Origin of the sequence: Sinorhizobium sp. 22678, assembly GCF_052044265.1 — a bacterium.
Lineage (GTDB): Bacteria > Pseudomonadota > Alphaproteobacteria > Rhizobiales > Rhizobiaceae > Sinorhizobium > Sinorhizobium meliloti_A.
Map to the genome: position 1 here is coordinate 169,543 of NZ_JBQEMS010000010.1, position 16,312 is coordinate 185,854.

The 16,312-nt window shown below is 61.0% G+C and carries 15 protein-coding genes and 1 pseudogene; 4 read left to right on the plus strand and 12 right to left on the minus strand.

Annotated elements, in window-relative coordinates:
• Positions 1-122: 122 nt before the first annotated feature.
• Both ACTJKL_RS16990 and ACTJKL_RS16995 read right to left on the minus strand, forming a co-directional pair.
• Complete coding sequence (locus tag ACTJKL_RS16990; RefSeq protein ID WP_440853372.1) at positions 123-398, minus strand: hypothetical protein; 276 nt, start codon at positions 396-398, stop codon at positions 123-125.
• Between the two features lie 6 nt (positions 399-404).
• Complete coding sequence (locus tag ACTJKL_RS16995; protein WP_440853373.1) at positions 405-1,295, minus strand: LysR family transcriptional regulator; 891 nt, start codon at positions 1,293-1,295, stop codon at positions 405-407.
• Between the two features lie 443 nt (positions 1,296-1,738).
• Here ACTJKL_RS16995 and ACTJKL_RS17000 point away from each other — a divergent pair, with 443 nt between their 5' ends.
• Positions 1,739-2,425, plus strand: coding sequence for a GntR family transcriptional regulator (locus ACTJKL_RS17000; RefSeq protein ID WP_440853374.1), 687 nt, complete (start codon positions 1,739-1,741; stop codon positions 2,423-2,425).
• A gap of 18 nt (positions 2,426-2,443) precedes the next feature.
• Here ACTJKL_RS17000 and ACTJKL_RS17005 read toward each other — a convergent pair whose 3' ends face one another.
• Complete coding sequence (locus ACTJKL_RS17005; protein ID WP_440853375.1) at positions 2,444-3,055, minus strand: ATP-binding cassette domain-containing protein; 612 nt, start codon at positions 3,053-3,055, stop codon at positions 2,444-2,446.
• Positions 3,056-3,370: 315 nt separating this feature from the next.
• Here ACTJKL_RS17005 and ACTJKL_RS17010 point away from each other — a divergent pair.
• Together ACTJKL_RS17010 and sthA are read left to right on the plus strand one after the other, a co-directional pair.
• Positions 3,371-3,535, plus strand: a pseudogene (locus ACTJKL_RS17010) (JAB domain-containing protein); the annotation flags it as partial.
• Between the two features lie 141 nt (positions 3,536-3,676).
• A complete protein-coding gene (gene sthA / locus ACTJKL_RS17015) occupies positions 3,677-5,080 on the plus strand; it encodes a Si-specific NAD(P)(+) transhydrogenase (RefSeq protein ID WP_440853376.1) in 1,404 nt (467 codons plus the stop codon).
• An 81-nt stretch (positions 5,081-5,161) separates the two neighbouring features.
• Here sthA and sufA read toward each other — a convergent pair whose 3' ends face one another.
• The 7 genes from sufA to ACTJKL_RS17050 form a co-directional block, all read right to left on the minus strand.
• Positions 5,162-5,554, minus strand: coding sequence for a Fe-S cluster assembly scaffold SufA (gene sufA / locus ACTJKL_RS17020; RefSeq protein WP_018095040.1), 393 nt, complete (start codon positions 5,552-5,554; stop codon positions 5,162-5,164).
• Between the two features lie 94 nt (positions 5,555-5,648).
• Positions 5,649-6,029, minus strand: coding sequence for an SUF system Fe-S cluster assembly protein (locus tag ACTJKL_RS17025; protein ID WP_018095041.1), 381 nt, complete (start codon positions 6,027-6,029; stop codon positions 5,649-5,651).
• 10 nt (positions 6,030-6,039) lie between these two features.
• Positions 6,040-7,284: a cysteine desulfurase gene (locus ACTJKL_RS17030; protein WP_338282945.1), complete on the minus strand. Its 1,245-nt coding sequence runs from the start codon at positions 7,282-7,284 to the stop codon at positions 6,040-6,042.
• Positions 7,285-7,296: 12 nt separating this feature from the next.
• Positions 7,297-8,574 carry a Fe-S cluster assembly protein SufD gene (sufD, locus tag ACTJKL_RS17035; protein WP_100673174.1) on the minus strand — a complete coding sequence of 426 codons (1,278 nt, stop codon included), beginning with the start codon at positions 8,572-8,574 and terminating at the stop codon, positions 7,297-7,299.
• 22 nt (positions 8,575-8,596) lie between these two features.
• On the minus strand, positions 8,597-9,352 hold the full coding sequence (gene sufC, locus ACTJKL_RS17040) for a Fe-S cluster assembly ATPase SufC (RefSeq protein ID WP_003531483.1): 756 nt from the start codon (positions 9,350-9,352) through the stop codon (positions 8,597-8,599).
• A 77-nt stretch (positions 9,353-9,429) separates the two neighbouring features.
• Positions 9,430-10,899 (minus strand): Fe-S cluster assembly protein SufB, encoded by a 1,470-nt coding sequence (sufB, locus tag ACTJKL_RS17045; RefSeq protein WP_440853377.1) that lies wholly within the window; start codon positions 10,897-10,899, stop codon positions 9,430-9,432.
• 154 nt (positions 10,900-11,053) lie between these two features.
• Positions 11,054-12,220, minus strand: a complete 1,167-nt coding sequence (locus ACTJKL_RS17050) for a cysteine desulfurase family protein (protein ID WP_440853378.1) — start codon at positions 12,218-12,220, stop codon at positions 11,054-11,056.
• 218 nt (positions 12,221-12,438) lie between these two features.
• Between ACTJKL_RS17050 and ACTJKL_RS17055 the strand changes: the two genes are divergently transcribed.
• Positions 12,439-13,116, plus strand: a complete 678-nt coding sequence (locus ACTJKL_RS17055; RefSeq protein WP_440853379.1) for an alpha/beta hydrolase — start codon at positions 12,439-12,441, stop codon at positions 13,114-13,116.
• Between the two features lie 751 nt (positions 13,117-13,867).
• Here the strand turns inward: ACTJKL_RS17055 and ACTJKL_RS17060 are convergent.
• On the minus strand, positions 13,868-15,064 hold the full coding sequence (locus tag ACTJKL_RS17060) for a GGDEF domain-containing protein (RefSeq protein WP_127709999.1): 1,197 nt from the start codon (positions 15,062-15,064) through the stop codon (positions 13,868-13,870).
• A gap of 87 nt (positions 15,065-15,151) precedes the next feature.
• Positions 15,152-16,300 carry an anhydro-N-acetylmuramic acid kinase gene (locus ACTJKL_RS17065; protein ID WP_440853380.1) on the minus strand — a complete coding sequence of 383 codons (1,149 nt, stop codon included), beginning with the start codon at positions 16,298-16,300 and terminating at the stop codon, positions 15,152-15,154.
• Positions 16,301-16,312 lie beyond the last annotated feature (12 nt).

The following is a 16,312-nucleotide window of genomic DNA, read 5'->3' on the forward strand; positions in this document are numbered from 1 at the left end:
TTGCTTTGACCGATGAAGTGCATCTGTCGGCCCACGCGAACTCTCTGGTGGCTCGCGACGCCGCGCCGTTGTGTGAGGCGCCGCTCGTCCTGGTCGGCCGTGACGGGAGACGGAGGGTGGTGCTAGAGCTCGGCCGCCGGCGCGATCATGCCCTGGGGCGCATCCCGGAACCGATCGAGCCAATCCGGCCGGCTGATCTCGTGGAAGTTCGCCGCGTCTTTGCCGAACTCATTGGCGCGGCTAAGACCATCGCCCGCGATCTCGGCAATCTCGCCGGCGAGCTCTGCGCGGCGCTTGAGGCGAAGCGCCCGGCGCGCGACATATTGATCTTCTGTGCCACCGCGTCGACAATCACCGCGAAGCCGTCCGCGTCGGGCTGGATCGGTCGTGGTGAACACTCTCTGCTATATGGTGGCATCGATTTTCGTGGCAGCGAAGCGTTCGCGAAGCCACTTCGCGGCTGGCCCGCAAGCCCGTTGCTTGTGCCAGATCATTTCCAGTGCCACGGGAAATTGGCCGTCACCAAACTGCAGCTTCGGAGTGACGAGATATGGTGCATGGGGTGAATATGCGATAACGTGGTCAGGAACAAGCGCCCAGCCGATACCTTGCCTGACCAGCTGCAATATGACCCATTGACTTTCGACCCACCAGACCTCTGCGGCTGTTCGCAATCGCTGTTTTTCCGGCCCCTCGTTCCGAACGGCAACCATGATCTGCCGATGGCGCTTGAGGTCCTCCCAGTCCACGTGAGCGTTCGCCAGCGGATGATCCTTTGAGCACACCATCTTGAGCGGAACCGAGCCAAGAGTCTGAAAGCCAAGTTCAGGGGGCGGTGCCTCCTGGCGCCAGGTCACGCCGATGTCGGCCTTTCCATCCAATACGAGGCGGCTCACGTCCTCCATCATCGGAAACAGGAGCTCGAGTTCAACATGCGGGAAACAGGCCGCGAACTCCGAGAAAAGCGCACCCAATTCCCGGTCAGGGTAGAGCTCATCGATGGCGGCGACTAGGCGCGTCTCGACATGAGCCTCGAAGCTGCTAGCGACGCCGATCAGGTGTTCTCGACGATCCAGGATCACCTTGGCTTCAAGAAGGAGCCGTTCCCCCGCCGATGTAAGTGAAGGATTCCGTCCCGACCGGTCGAACAGTTCAAGACCAAGATCCTCCTCAAGGTTTGCGACTTGGGTGCTAACGGCTGACTGCGCTTTTCGTAAAGCCCGGCCCGCGGCAGAGAACGAACCGTGTTCAGCGGCTGCAACGAAGGCTTCCAATTGATCCATGGAAACAGACATCTATCTATAATCCAGATACTATCTAACTTGATTCGCCACATCTTGCAGATAGAAGAGGCACGGTCAACGCTTCTCGAAGATGGAACTTTGACGTGCGGATTATGCGTACTTCACGCCGGCCGGGCCTTCATGCTGTGGGCGCGGAATGCGCGCACGGGGCACCGATAAGCGAAGATCCAGGTCCCTGCCGTGCCGGGGCCTGTCACCCGCCGGATCAGACGAATTGCATGGATCGTTTGTTCGGGTCTTGATCCTGCCAATCAGTGGGAGATGGAACATGGACGCGAAGTCCGTAATCGCGAGAGCGTATATCAGACAACAGGTTTTGACCGGCGGACTTGCTCCCGGCTCCCCTAGCCGCCATCGGGATCTTTGGCGGCATCTCGCATTCCTCAACGGATCAGGAGACAGCGCAGCCCTTTGAGGTACTGAAAGGAGGAATGGTGGGATTTCTCATCAACCACTTAGTCTACGAGCAGGTGTGCGAGCAAATCTTTGCTCGCCCTCACTTCATTGTCGGCGGCGTTTCTGCCAAACCGTTAGCCCACGATATCGGAACAAGCATCGTGCCGGTTCGCGAGGCCCTTATCCGCCTCGCCCAGCAAGACGCGCTCGACAGCATCCCTTCGAAGGGATTCTTTATTCCTCCTCTCAAGGCGCGCTACATAGAGGAGGCGTTCAATTTTGCGCGCCAACTCGTTGCCAAGCAGGACAGGCCGACCTCGGACGATGGTAAGGCCGAACTGAAGGATGCCATCGTGCAGAACGTGCTGCTGTCCTGGCATTGGGAGGTTTTTGATTGGGTTGCCGCACCTTCAAGCTATAGTTCACTTGGGAGGGGGCAATACACTGATTTCGATAGAAAGTTCCTTTCGGTAGCGTCGAAGAGCATGGCGGAGGTCGATTGGACGATCGTACGCTACATATGGGGCAGAACCATCCACTATCGATATTACATTTACAGCAACTTTGACCTCTACGCCGCCCCAGAGCCAAGTGTAAGCAGACGGCCCAGCCACCGGGATGAGGTCGCGAGCTTTGTCGATGAGGTCTTCAGACGATATGCAAGCCTCGCCGGAATTATCACGGCATTGGCAGACGCCAACCAGCGGCCTTCGCCTTACATGTGATCGCAAATCGTCGCTGCTCTATACGCATTCAGTCAGGCGTGCCCGATCGCGCAGATCGACGACGTTGTCTTCCTGATGGATTGTGCTCTTCCGGTGGGTAATCGCCAAAACGGTGACTTCGCCTGCGATCCTTCGAATATGGTTCATTATGGCCGCTTCCGTCGCCTCATCGAGAGCGGAACTCGCTTCGTCCAGGAACAAAAATCTCGGTTCGCCGTAGAGCGCCCTGGCGATTGCAATTCGCTGACGTTCGCCACCAGACAGCTTCAGGCCACGCTCTCCGATGACCGTAGAGAACCCGTCGGGAAATTCGTCGATCCGATCGATGATCGCCGCCTTTGCAGCGGCCTCGCGCAGTCGCTGCACGTCGATCGGCCGGCTCAGGGCGATATTGGCCGCTAGCGTATCGTTGAGCAGCATCACCTCCTGCGGAACAACGCCGACCGCCCCATACCAATCCTGGCGGTTGACCTCGCGCAGGTCCACGCCGTCTACACGGATTTCCCCCTTGGAGGGTTCGATTGTTTTCAGCGCCAGCCTGAGGACCGTCGATTTTCCCGAGCCGGTTTCGCCGGTGATGAATGTGATGGCCCCCCGTCTTTCGTTTTGCCAACCTGCTGCAAGCCTCATCGATCGACGGGAAGCGGGGCCGCGGGGACGACGTAGTCAAACGGCTGAGTTACGACCTCACCGGGGCGGTCTCGTTCGGGAAGGTGCCATCGTCCCGACCTAATCCTCCCAAGCGGCGCACTACTTGAAATTTGAACTCGAAAGATGGGCAGGAGGGATAAGCGCCTGCGTCAAATCGACTCACCATGCGCAAGCGTGAGGAAGCGTGATGCTGATGCAGGAGCATTTTCAACCGCCCCCAACTGCCTTCCCCACCGCAGTTGATACAATGGTGATTAGCTATTTTCTTTCAATGTGTTACTTTCCTGCAATAGCGTCATGCACAACCATCCCTCCGGCGACCCGACGCCGTCACGCGCCGACATTGACATGACCAAGCTCATCGCCGAGGCCGCCAAGCCGCTCGGCATTGCGCTTCACGATCACGTCATCATCGGCAAAGACGGCCACGTCAGCCTCAAAGGGCTTCGATTGTTCTGATGGAAAATATGCAGCAGACGCATCCAGAACAGGGCGCTGCGGCATTGCACGTCATCAAACGGTGCGATTGACGATATAGCTGTGCCTGCGCGAAAGATGCCGCATCGCACAACGATTCTCACGCGAGCAGGGGAAGCGTTCATGAACCAGTACGATCTCATCGTTGTCGGCAGTGGTCCGGCCGGGCGCAGGGGCGCCATCCAGGCCGCTAAGCTGGGCAAGAAGGTGCTCGTCATCGAACAGGGAAAACGGGTCGGCGGCGTTTCCGTCCACACCGGTACCATTCCGTCGAAAACGCTGCGTGAAACGGCGCTCAACCTGACCGGCTGGCGCGAGCGCGGCTTCTACGGCCGCTCCTATCGGGTCAAGCAGGAGATCAGCGCCGAAGATCTGCGCCGTCGTCTCATCATAACGCTCAACCACGAGGTGGAGGTGCTCGAACACCAGTTCGCGCGAAACCGCGTGCAGCACATCCGTGGCAGGGCGAGCTTCGTCGGGCCGACGACGCTCGAGATCTCCAAGGATGACGACGAGAGCATGCTCGTTTCCGGCACCAGCATCCTGCTTGCAGTGGGAACGAAGCCCTTTCGGCCTGACTACATGCCTTTCGACGGCAGGACGGTCGTAGACAGTGACGAACTGCTCGACATCCGTGAACTGCCCCGCTCGCTTGTGGTGATCGGCGCCGGCGTCATCGGCATCGAATACGCCACCATCTTCAGCGCCCTCGACATCCAGGTAACGGTCATCGACCCGAAGGACACCATGCTCGATTTCATCGACCGGGAGATCGTCGAGGACTTCACCTATCAGTTGCGCGACCGCGCGATGAAACTGAACTTGGGCCAGAAGGCGGACAAAGTGGAGCGGCTCGACAACGGCAAGGTGCTGCTTAGCCTCGACAACGGCCGCAAGATCACGACGGACATGGTGCTTTTCGCCGCCGGCCGGATGGGCGCGACGGATGCGCTCAATCTTCCTGCGGCAGGTCTCGAGGCCGACGCCCGCGGTCGGCTGACCGTCAATCCGGAAACGTTCCAGACGACCGTTCCGAATATCTACGCCGCCGGCGATGTCGTCGGCTTTCCGAGCCTCGCCTCGACCTCGATGGAACAGGGCCGCATCGCGGTCCGTGTTGCGGTCGGCGCAATCGCCAAGGAGCCGCAGAAATATTTCCCCTACGGCATCTATGCCGTGCCGGAAATATCCACCTGCGGCCTATCCGAGGAAGAAGTCAAAGAGCGCGGAATTCCCTACGAATGCGGTATCGCCCGGTTCCGCGAAACTTCGCGCGGGCACATCATGGGCCTGGATTCGGGACTCTTGAAGATGATCTTCTCGCTCAGGACGAGGCGGCTGCTCGGCGTCCATATCATCGGCGAAGGAGCGACCGAACTCGTCCATATCGGCCAAGCCGTCCTCAACCTGAAGGGCACCGTCGAATATTTCGTCGAGAATACCTTCAACTACCCTACCCTGGCCGAAGCCTACAAGATCGCGGGCCTCGATGCATGGAACCGCATGGGAGAGATCAAGACGGAATGACGGCGGGACTAAGTCCCTTCTTCCCGTCAAAACGGGGAGAAGGGCCGGCAGGCTGGATGAGGGGCGGATACGCCCACGGAATCAGCTGGCGCGGACCACCGCGTCGCCGCGCTCGGCAAGTGCCGCGAGATCGGCCGGCTTCAGCTCCACCGACTCGCCGCAGCCGCAGGCAGAAGTTTGATTAGGATTGTTGAAGGTGAAGCCCGAGCGCAGCGTGGTGGTCTCGAAATCCATCTGCGTGCCCAGAAGGTAAAGCACGGCCTCTGGGGCCACCCAGACCTTCGCCCCCTGGTGCTCGACCAGGTCGTCCTTCGAATTGGGTTCGCTCACGAGATCGACGGCATATTCCATGCCGGCGCAACCGCCCTTCTTGATGCTGACGCGGATGCCTTTGGCCTCGCCTCCGGCATTTTCCACGATCGACCGAACCCGGCTGGCGGCGGCATCGGTCAGGCTCATAACGGCAAAGCCCATAGGCTCCATCTCCTTCGTATCGCCGGGTTAAAGGCCCGGCGCTTCCAGACTGAATGTAATGCCCGCGTGCCGACGGATCAATATCGGCAGGTGCTCAATACCAACCGAGCGCAACCTGCGCCTCTTCCGACATGCGGTCAGGCGTCCACGGCGGATCGAAGGTCATCGACACTTCGACGCCCGAAACGCCCTCGACGGCGCCTACGGCATTTTCGACCCAGCCCGGCATCTCACCGGCAACGGGGCAGCCTGGCGCGGTCAGCGTCATGTCGATCTTCACCATACGGTCGTCTTCGATGTCGATCTTGTAGATGAGGCCGAGTTCGAAGATGTCCGCCGGTATTTCCGGGTCATAGACGGTTTTGAGCGCCGCGATGATGTCATCGCTGAGGCGCGCCAGTTCCTCCGGCGGAATGGCCGAATGAACGATGCCTTCGCGGACGTCGACTTTTTCTTGTGTTTGCTCGAGACCCATGTCCGTCTCCCTAAGCGAAAAACTTGCGTGCGTGTTCCAGGGCGTCCGCCAGCGCATCGACCTCGGCCGGGGTGTTGTAAAGACCGAAGGACGCCCGGCATGTGGAGGTGACGCCGAACCGTTTCAAGAGCGGCTGCGCACAATGCGTTCCGGCGCGCACGGCAATGCCGGCACGATCGATGACCATCGACACGTCATGGGCATGGATGCCGGCGATCTCGAAGGAAAAGATACTCCCCTTGCCGGGTGCGTCGCCGAAAACCCTCAGCGAATTGATCGAGGACAGGCGCTCGCGGGCATAGGCCGTCAGGCTCGCCTCATGAGCCCTGATCGCCTCGCGGCCGACCTTCTCCATGTAATCGAGCGCATAGCCGAGCCCGATCGCCTGGACGATCGGCGGCGTACCGGCCTCGAAGCGATGCGGCGGATCGTTGTAGGTGACGCGGTCCTCGGTCACCTCCTCGATCATCTCGCCGCCGCCCATGAAGGGGCGCATTTCCTTCAACCGTTCGGTCTTGCCATAGAGCACGCCGATGCCGGAAGGACCGTAGAGCTTGTGACCGGTCATCACATACCAGTCGCAATCGATGTCCTGGACGTCGACGGGCATATGCACCGCACCCTGGCTGCCGTCGACAAGCACCGGAATGCCGCGCTCGCGGGCAATGCGGCAGATCTCCTTGACCGGAACCACGGTGCCCAGCGCGTTCGACATGTGCGTGATGGCGATGAGCTTGGTCCGCTCCGTCAGGCATTTGACGAAGTCTTCGATGTGGAACGCGCCGTCGTCGTCGATCGGCGCCCAGACGAGCTTCGCGCCCTGTCGCTCGCGAATAAAGTGCCAGGGAACGATATTGGAGTGATGCTCCATGATCGAGATGACGATCTCATCCCCCTCGCCGAGCTGCGGCATTCCATAACCGTAGGCGACCGTGTTGATCGCCTCCGTCGACGACTTGGTGAAGATGATGTTGTCGACCGAGGGCGCATTCAGGAAACGGCGAACCTTTTCGCGCGCCTGTTCGTAGGCTTCCGTCGCGGCATTCGACAGGAAATGCAGGCCGCGATGGACGTTGGCGTATTCGTTGGAATAGGCATGGGCAACGGCGTCGATAACGAGTTGCGGCTTCTGCGCCGACGCGCCGTTGTCCAGATAGACGAGCGGCTTGCCATAGACCGTCCGTGAAAGGATCGGGAAATCCTTCCTGACCGCTTCGACGTCGTATGCCGCTACCGGCGGCGCAGGATGTTCCATGTCTCTATCCAATCAGGCGTGCTTTTCGAGCCAGGCCGCGACTATGCCTTCCAGCGCCTCGACCAGTGCCTCGTCGTCTTCCAGTTCCTCGACGATCTCGGCGACGAAAGCATTGACGAGCATGGCGCGCGCCTTGTTTTCCGGAATGCCGCGAGCGAGAAGGTAAAAGAGCTGCGTGTGATCAATATCGATGACCGTTGCACCGTGGCCGCACTGCACGTCATCTGCAAAGATTTCGAGTTCCGGCTTCGCAGAGAAATCCGCGTCGTCGGACAAGAGCAGCGTGTTGCACGACATTTTGGCGTCGGTCTTCTGCGCGTCCTGTGCGACCAGGATCTTGCCCTGAAACACGCCCTTCGCCCGATCGAAGACGACGTTGCGGATGATCTCGCTCGACGTCGTGTGCGGCACGTTGTGGCTCAGCGTGAACGTCAGATCCGTGTGGCTGTCCCCGCCGAGCAGGTTGATGCCGCGCAGCGTCAGGTCGGAGCCCTCGCCGCTCGCACGGCCATGCAGTTCCTGACGGACCAGCTTGCCGCCGGCGTTGATGACGAAGAGGTGCAGCTTCGCGTCCTTGCCGAGATCGAAGCGTATCTGGCCGAGATGCGTGTCCGCCGGACCCTGCTGCTGCAGGATGATCCAGATCACGTCGGCGCCGTCTGCGAGCGTCACGTCGCTTACCGAGGAAACGAAGCTCGGCTCCGCATTCGTCGAAAGATGGCGTTCGATTACGGTCGCTTTCGCGCCAGCGCCGAAGGAGACCGGAAAGCGCGTATGCGCCTGACCATGACTCTGAACCACCTGGATTTCGATCGGAGCTTCGATCTGCGCGCCGGCGGCGACGGTGATTTCCAGTCCGCCGCGCACGAGGCCGCCATTGATCCGGCCGATCGCATCATCCGAGCCGAGCACGGAGAGCCCGGCTACCGCCGAGCCATCGAGCAGGCTCTCGGTATAGGAGCGAGTGGTCAGCTCTTCGGGAACGCTCTTGATATCCGCCTGGCCGTTGCGCACGGACAGAACAGACGAGCCCGGGACGACCGGCTCGACGCGCTCGGCAAAGGCGGCCGGATCGGCCGCCGGCACCGCCCGCAGCAGCGTACGCAGGTCGGTATAGTGCCAGGCTTCGACGCGGCGCGTCGGCAGACCTGCCGTCTTCAACTCGTGAACCAGCGTGTCGCGAAGCGACAGCACAGCCCCGTCGCCCGGCAGATCACCGATCTGCGCCGTATAGGCATCGACGAGCGCCGTTTCGGCCGCCGTCATCTTAATGGCCTGTTGCATATTCATTCGAACACTCCTTCGACAGGCGTCAGGCTGCCGCCTCGATGATATCCGCGTAGCCGTTGGCCTCGAGTTCGTGCGCCAGCGTCTTGTCGCCGGACTTGATGACCTGGCCCTTGTAGAGCACATGGACGGTGTCCGGAACGATGTAGTTGAGCAGGCGCTGGTAGTGCGTAATGACGACGACAGCGCGATCAGGCGAGCGCAGTGCGTTGACGCCATCGGCAACGATCTTCAGCGCATCGATGTCGAGGCCGGAGTCGGTCTCGTCGAGAACGCAGAGCTTCGGCTCGAGCAGAGCCATCTGCAGGATTTCCGCGCGCTTCTTCTCGCCGCCCGAGAAGCCGACATTGAGCGGACGGCGCAGCATTTCGGGCGCGATCTTCAGCTCGGCGGCAGCTTCCTTGACGCGGCGCATGAATTCCGGCGTCGTCAGTTCCTCTTCGCCGCGGTATTTGCGCTGTTCGTTCATCGCCACCTTCAGGAACTGCATGGTAGCGACACCCGGGATCTCGACCGGATACTGGAAGGCGAGGAAGATACCCTTGGCGGCTCGCTCCGAAGCGTCGAGCTCCAGGATGCTTTCGCCGTTATAAAGAATGTCGCCTTCGGTCACTTCATAATCTTCGCGCCCCGAGAGGATGTAGGAGAGCGTCGACTTGCCGGAACCGTTCGGCCCCATGATGGCCGCGACTTCGCCGGCCTTCACGGTCAGGTTCAGGCCGCGGATGATCTCTGTGCCGTCCTCGGCGATGCGTGCGTGCAGGTTCTTGATTTCAAGCATGTGTGTTCGTCCTCTTGGGAAACGAAATCTTCTATCGCGCACAAATTCCGTGCGCCGGTTCGGTATTCGGACGGGCCTTAGCCCACGGAGCCTTCGAGCGAGATGCCGATCAGCTTCTGCGCCTCGACGGCGAATTCCATCGGCAATTCCTGGATAACTTCCTTGACGAAGCCGTTGACGATCAGAGCGATCGCCGCCTCTTCCGGAATGCCGCGCTGCAGGCAGTAGAAAAGCTGGTTCTCGGAAATCTTGGACGTCGTCGCCTCGTGCTCGAACTGCGCAGTCGAATTCTTCGCCTCGATATAAGGCACCGTGTGCGCACCGCACCGATCGCCGATCAGAAGCGAATCGCACTGGGTGAAGTTGCGGGCGTTCTCGGCCTTGCGGTGCGCCGAGACCTGACCGCGATAGGTGTTTTCCGAAACGCCGGCTGCAATGCCCTTGGAGATGATGCGGCTCGACGTGTTCTTGCCGAGGTGGATCATCTTCGTGCCCGAGTCGATCTGCTGGTGACCATTGGAAACTGCGATCGAGTAGAACTCGCCACGCGAACCGTCGCCGCGCAGGATGCAGGACGGATATTTCCAGGTGATCGCCGACCCGGTCTCGACCTGGGTCCAGGAGATCTTCGAGTTCTTGCCGCGGCAATCGCCACGCTTGGTCACAAAATTATAGATGCCGCCCTTGCCCTGCTTGTCGCCCGGATACCAGTTCTGCACCGTCGAGTACTTGATTTCGGCATCGTCGAGCGCAATCAGTTCGACCACTGCCGCATGAAGCTGATTCTCGTCGCGTTGCGGCGCCGTGCAGCCTTCGAGATAGGAGACATAGGCGCCTTCGTCGGCGATGATGAGCGTACGCTCGAACTGGCCCGTATTCTTCTCGTTGATGCGGAAATAGGTCGAAAGCTCCATCGGGCACCGAACGCCCTTCGGCACATAGACGAAGGAGCCATCGGTGAAGACCGCGGAGTTCAGCGTCGCATAGAAATTATCCGACTGCGGCACCACCGTACCGAGATACTTCCGCACGAGGTCCGGATGCTCCCGCATCGCCTCGGAGATCGACATGAAGATGACGCCGGCCTTCTTCAGCTCTTCCTTGAAGGTGGTGACGACGGAGACCGAATCGAACACCGCATCGACGGCGATCTTCGACTTCTCGACCCCGGCGAGAATCTCCTGTTCCTTCAGCGGAATGCCGAGCTTCTCGTAGACCTTGAGGAGTTCCGGGTCTACCTCGTCGAGCGACTTCGGCCCGGTCGTGCCCTTCGGCGCCGCGTAATAATGGATGTCGTTGAAGTCGATCTTCGGATAGCGGACGCGCGCCCAGGTCGGCTCCTCCATGGTCTGCCAGCGGCGATAAGCCTCGAGGCGCCATTCGAGCATCCATTCCGGTTCGTTCTTCTTGGACGAGATCAGGCGGATGATGTCCTCGGACAGCCCCTTCGGAGCAAGGTCCATCTCGATCGTCGTCTCGAAGCCGTATTTATACTGGTCCACGTCGATCTGGCGGACCTGATCAATGGTTTCCTGCACGGCAGGCATGTCGTTCTCCAATCTCGCCGGATCCAAGGTCCGGCAGCTTGTCAATACGATGCAAGTATTCGCGCACCGCTTATGTAATGGCTAAAAGGCGCTTTTCACCCCATTTGCCAAGCGGAAAATTGCTTTTCCGCAATTTCATTCAATGCTCTCCGCTTCACGCCGCCTGTCCGGCCGAGCGGCGCCGCGCCGCCACTTTCGCGAATGCTGCCGCGCAGCGCTCGATTTCCGCTTGCGTCGTCGCCTCGCCGATCGAAATCCTGAGCGCACCCTGGCGGGGATCGTAGCCCATGGCGGTCAGGACGTGACTTTGCCCGACCTTTCCGGACGAGCAGGCCGAGCCCGCCGACAAGGCGACGCCCTCGAGATCGAAAGCGATTTGCCCGGTCTCGGCTTTCAGCCCCGGAAGCGTGAAGAAGCAGGTATTTGCCAGGCGGGGCTCGTCGCGCCCGTGGATCACCACATCGGGGGCGCAGGACTGCATTTCCGCCTCGAGGCCGTCGCGCAGCGCGGCTATGGCGGCCATGCGCCCGTCGATATTCCCAGCCGCGGCGCGTGCTGCAGCCGCAAAGCCCGCAAGCGCGGCTGCATTCTCGGTCCCCGAACGATGGCCCCTCTCCTGTCCGCCGCCGCGAATCAGTGGAGAAGGCATCATGATCTCGCCGCGGGCGACGAGTGCGCCCGCCCCCTTTGGGCCGCCGATCTTGTGCGACGACAGGATCAGAAAGTCCGCGCCGAGCGATGAGATCGAAAGCGGCAGCCGGCCGGCCGCCTGGACCGCATCGACGACCAGGATACCGCCATGCGCGCGCACGATCGCCGCAACCTCGGCGGCCGGCTGAATGATGCCCGTTTCGTTATTGGCAAGCATGACGGCCACCATCGGCAGACCGGTCTCACGGTCATGGGCCTGAAGCAGATCGTCGAGCGCTGCGCAGTCGACGATCCCGGCATTTGTCACCGGTATCTCGCAAACATCCTCGCGCGCGAAACGCCCGCCCTCGCGCACGGCCGGATGCTCGATCGCCGAAACATAGAGCTTGCCTGCCTTGAGCGGCGTGCGCCCCATGCGCAACTGCGGCGTCAGCACCATGTTCGCCGCTTCCGTCGCGCCGCTGGTAAAGACGACCGCTGCGGGTTGCGCGCCGCACAGATTGGCAACATCGCGTCGGGCGCTCTCGACAAGGGCGCGCACCGCACGCCCTTCGCCGTGGACCGAAGAGGGATTGCCGAGCTGATCGAGCGCGTACAGGAGCGCCTCGCGCGCTTCCGGCAGAAGCGGCGCCGTGGCGTTCCAGTCCATGTAGATGCGCGATCCCGACATCGATTCCTTCGCTAGGCCTGCTGCGACCGCTTCGAACGGCCCGTTGCATTTTCCTTGAATTTTCCGCGCCGCTTGCCTTAAGAGACGAAGCTTATGCGGAGGTCCGCACCAAAGTTTTGAACGGTTCTAAAGTAGGTTCTAGAAAAGCTGACTGGTTTAGTCAAGACAGATCGGCACCAAGAACGACGGAATTGAACCAAAGCACTCCCGGAGAGCCAATGCCCGAAATCATTTTCAACGGACCGGCCGGTCGCCTTGAGGGCCGCTATCAGCCTTCGAAGCAGAAGAGCGCACCGATTGCGATCATCCTGCATCCGCACCCGCAGTTCGGCGGCACGATGAACAATCAGATCGTGTACCAGCTCTTCTACATGTTCCAGAAGCGCGGCTTCACCACCTTGCGCTTCAATTTTCGGGGCATCGGCCGCAGCCAGGGCGAATTCGACCATGGTGCCGGTGAGCTTTCCGATGCCGCGTCCGCGCTCGACTGGGTACAGAGCCTGCACCCCGATTCCAAGAGCTGCTGGGTCGCCGGCTACTCGTTCGGCGCCTGGATCGGCATGCAGCTGCTGATGCGGCGTCCGGAAATCGAGGGCTTCATGGCGGTGGCACCGCAGCCGAACATCTACGATTTCTCCTTCCTGGCGCCCTGCCCCTCTTCCGGTCTGATCATCAACGGCGATTCCGACAAGGTCGCGCCGGAAAAGGACGTCAATGGGCTCGTCGAGAAGCTCAAGACGCAGAAGGGCATCCTGATCACGCATAAGACGGTACCGGGCGCCAACCACTTCTTCAACGGCCACGTCGAGACCCTCATGGCCGAATGCGAAGACTATCTCGACCGCCGGCTCAACGGCGAACTGGTACCCGAGCCCGCGGCAAAACGCATCCGCTGAACCGCACCATTCCATGAGGCAGCCCGGGAATCCTGCACGTTTCCCGGGCTGTCGCTTGCCGTGCCTCTAGTGCCTGCTGAGATTCATTTTGAGTTTAGGCTGCGAGATGGATAATGGCGTTGAAGCTCGGGTCGGCTTTGTCGGCACGCATGGCAATGCGCTTGAATTCCCTGAGTACCGAGCGTGCGCTTCTCATAAGACGCGCGGCGCTGTAGGAGGCGTATCGGAGGACTGCAATCTCTCCTTTTGCCTCATCCCCTGTGCTCGTCACAGGGATGAGAGCAGCGCCGCGTCTGCGGCGCGGGGAGCGTTCTTTCAGCCCAAAGACTTGGGCTGGCTGGATTCCTGTGACAAGCACAGGAATGAGGGAACGGGGATGTGCGGCTCCTACAACTTTCGCTTGAGAATACGCGGGGGAATCGTCAACCTGTCACGCAATGAAAGGTTACGTCTACATGCTCGCCTCGAAGCGAAGCGGGACGTTATACACGGGCGTGACCGGGACCTGCCGTGTCGCCTCGCTATTTTCACGGTTGAGGGAAACACGCCAAGGGGCCGCACCCTCTCTACCCTCATCCCTGTGCTCGTCACAGGGATCCAGCAGCGCCGCGTCTGCGGCGCGGGAAGCGTTCTTTCAGCCCAAGGACTTGGTCTGGCTGAATTCCTGTGACAAGCACAGGAATGGGGAAATCAAACAAGCGGCGGCGGGCGGCCCGAATCTCAACAGGCCTTAGTCGTAAGCAGTGGCGGTCTAATGCCTGATCCACTGGGACACAGCGGGGGTCACGACACGCGCGGACGGCTCTGCGGATTCGACACGGTTGCGCCCCGCGGCTTTGGCGGCGTACAGCGCCTTATCCGCCCTCTGTAGCGCCGTTTCCAGCGGCTCTCCCGGTTCGATCGCCGCCACACCGAAGCTTGCGGTGATCGTCGCCGTCTCCGGGAGCCCGGGGATAGGCGTTGAGGCGGTGGCGGCACGCATTCCCTGAGCAACGACACGCGCATCGCTCAGGCCCACGCCGGGAAGAAATACCGCAAACTCCTCGCCCCCCAGGCGTGCCGCCGCAGCACGGCTGGGCATGAGTTCGAGAAGCACACGCGCGAACTGGCGGATTACCTCGTCGCCCGTGTGGTGGCCATAGGTGTCGTTGACGCCCTTGAACCGGTCGAGATCCGTAAGGATCAGCGCGCCCGGACCCTCGGCGTTGCGGGTCGGCAGCAAAGGGGCGACGCGCTCGATGAAGCCGCGCCGGTTCAGGAGACCCGAAAGGGCGTCGGTCTCGGAGCTGGCGCGTGCCTTGTCGACGATGTCCTTGACCATGACGCCCAACATCGCGACGCCGGTCCCGACGATCAGCGCGGCGCCGAACGCCTGCGAAATCAAGGCGAAGGGGCTCTGAAGATAGTCCGAAGCCGTGGCGCCCGCCCCCGCGGCGACGGCCGCATAGATCTTGACGAGGAAATGGAGCGCATTCATCGCGAGGAAGCCAATTAGGATCCAGTCCGCGTAGGAGCGGCGCCGGGAACGGATAACCGCGGCTGCGGTCCAGGCCTGGATGAGGAAGAACGGCGCCTGGTAGAAGAAGGCGTGCCGCAACGTTCCGCGCGGAAGATCGTAGATAAACAGATCGAGGATTACCGAAGCGGCGAAGAAAGCCGCAAGGGCCCACGGCTTTGACGGTACGCCATAAAAGAGCCCGAGGCCGAAACGCAGGAGACAAAAGCCGGCAAGGACACTTGCGAAAGCCCCGACGGCGAAGAGCTTGGGTACAGGCGTAAACGGCAGAACGGCTTCACAAATCGCAGCCAGAGAGGCTATGGCAAATCCAGCGGCGCACCAGGCTGCCGGCCGCCCCGGACGTCGTTTCGCGGCGATGACGAGAAAAGCCGCCGCGAATATCTGGGCAATGACGAAATTCACCGCCAGAAGTGAAAGTGCACCACCCATCGAAGTTCCGAAAGTCCTTCCGCGGTCAACGAGCCCACGGCTCTCCGCTGTCGTGGCGTAGGTTAGCGAAGGCGCGCGAAGAAATCATTAAGCCGACTCGGCTTGTGCGGGTTTTGCGGCCTGCCGACCTCCGCTTACCGGGCGGCTGACGCCGGTCGTCCCCGGATAGGTCAAAGGCAATCCGTACCGCGATCTCACGGCGAGGTAGGCCCAGGCCTCCGCTTCCATCGAATCCCCGTTGAGACCCGCCGCTTCCGCGGCAAGCACGCGCGCGCCCTCCGCTTCCGCAAGCGCGCGAAGGTCTCTCATGATTACGGAATTCAGGCGGCCGCCGCCGCAGACAACGTAGGTTGCCGGACTTGCCGGAAGATGGCGTGCGGACCGGACGATGCCGGCAGCCGTCACATGAGCGAGGGTACGCGCGCCATCCTCGAGGCTGGCATCGCTTGCCGCCGGAGGCGCGAAGTCGTTACGGTCGAGCGAGCGGCGTTTCTCAGCACTGAAGAACGGGTGAGAAAGATAACGGTCGGCGAGTTCCGGCAGGACGCCGCCCTCGCTCGCGATCATGCCGCCCTGATCGTAGGGAATGCCGGCGTGAGCCTCTACCCACTGATCGATCAGCGTATTGCCGGGTCCGCTGTCATAAGCGACGATTTCTTCGCCTGCGCCTATGTAGGTGAGATTGGAAATGCCGCCGATATTGACGAAGACGACGGGAGTGGCGAACGCCCCGATCTCGGAGAGACCGCGCGCCAGGGCGGCGTGATAGGCGGGAATGAGTGGCGCGCCCTGGCCTCCATTGGCCATGTCATTGGCCCGCATGTCATAGACCACGTCGAGCCCGGTCTCCCGCGCCAGCAGATCGCCATCGCCAAGCTGTACCGTCAAGGCTTGGTCAGGGCGATGCAGGACGGTTTGACCGTGAAAACCTATTACATCAACATTATCGGGTAAAATATTGTTTTCATGCAGAAACATCCGGACGGCCAGTGCGTGCCGCAACGTCAGGTCGCGCTCAAGGTCTGCGAGAGTACCCGGCCGCTCTTCTCGTTTGACAATCGACCGGGCATCTTCGAGGCCCTGTTTCAGGCGTTCCCGGAACTGCGGATCATAGGCATATCCGGCGGACGGGCCGCGATCGACGATGGTGTCACCGTCCGTTCGCACGACTGCGATATCTATGCCGTCCATGCTCGTGCCGCTCATCAGGCCGATCGCCGCCAATACCTTGCCCATGCATTATCCTCC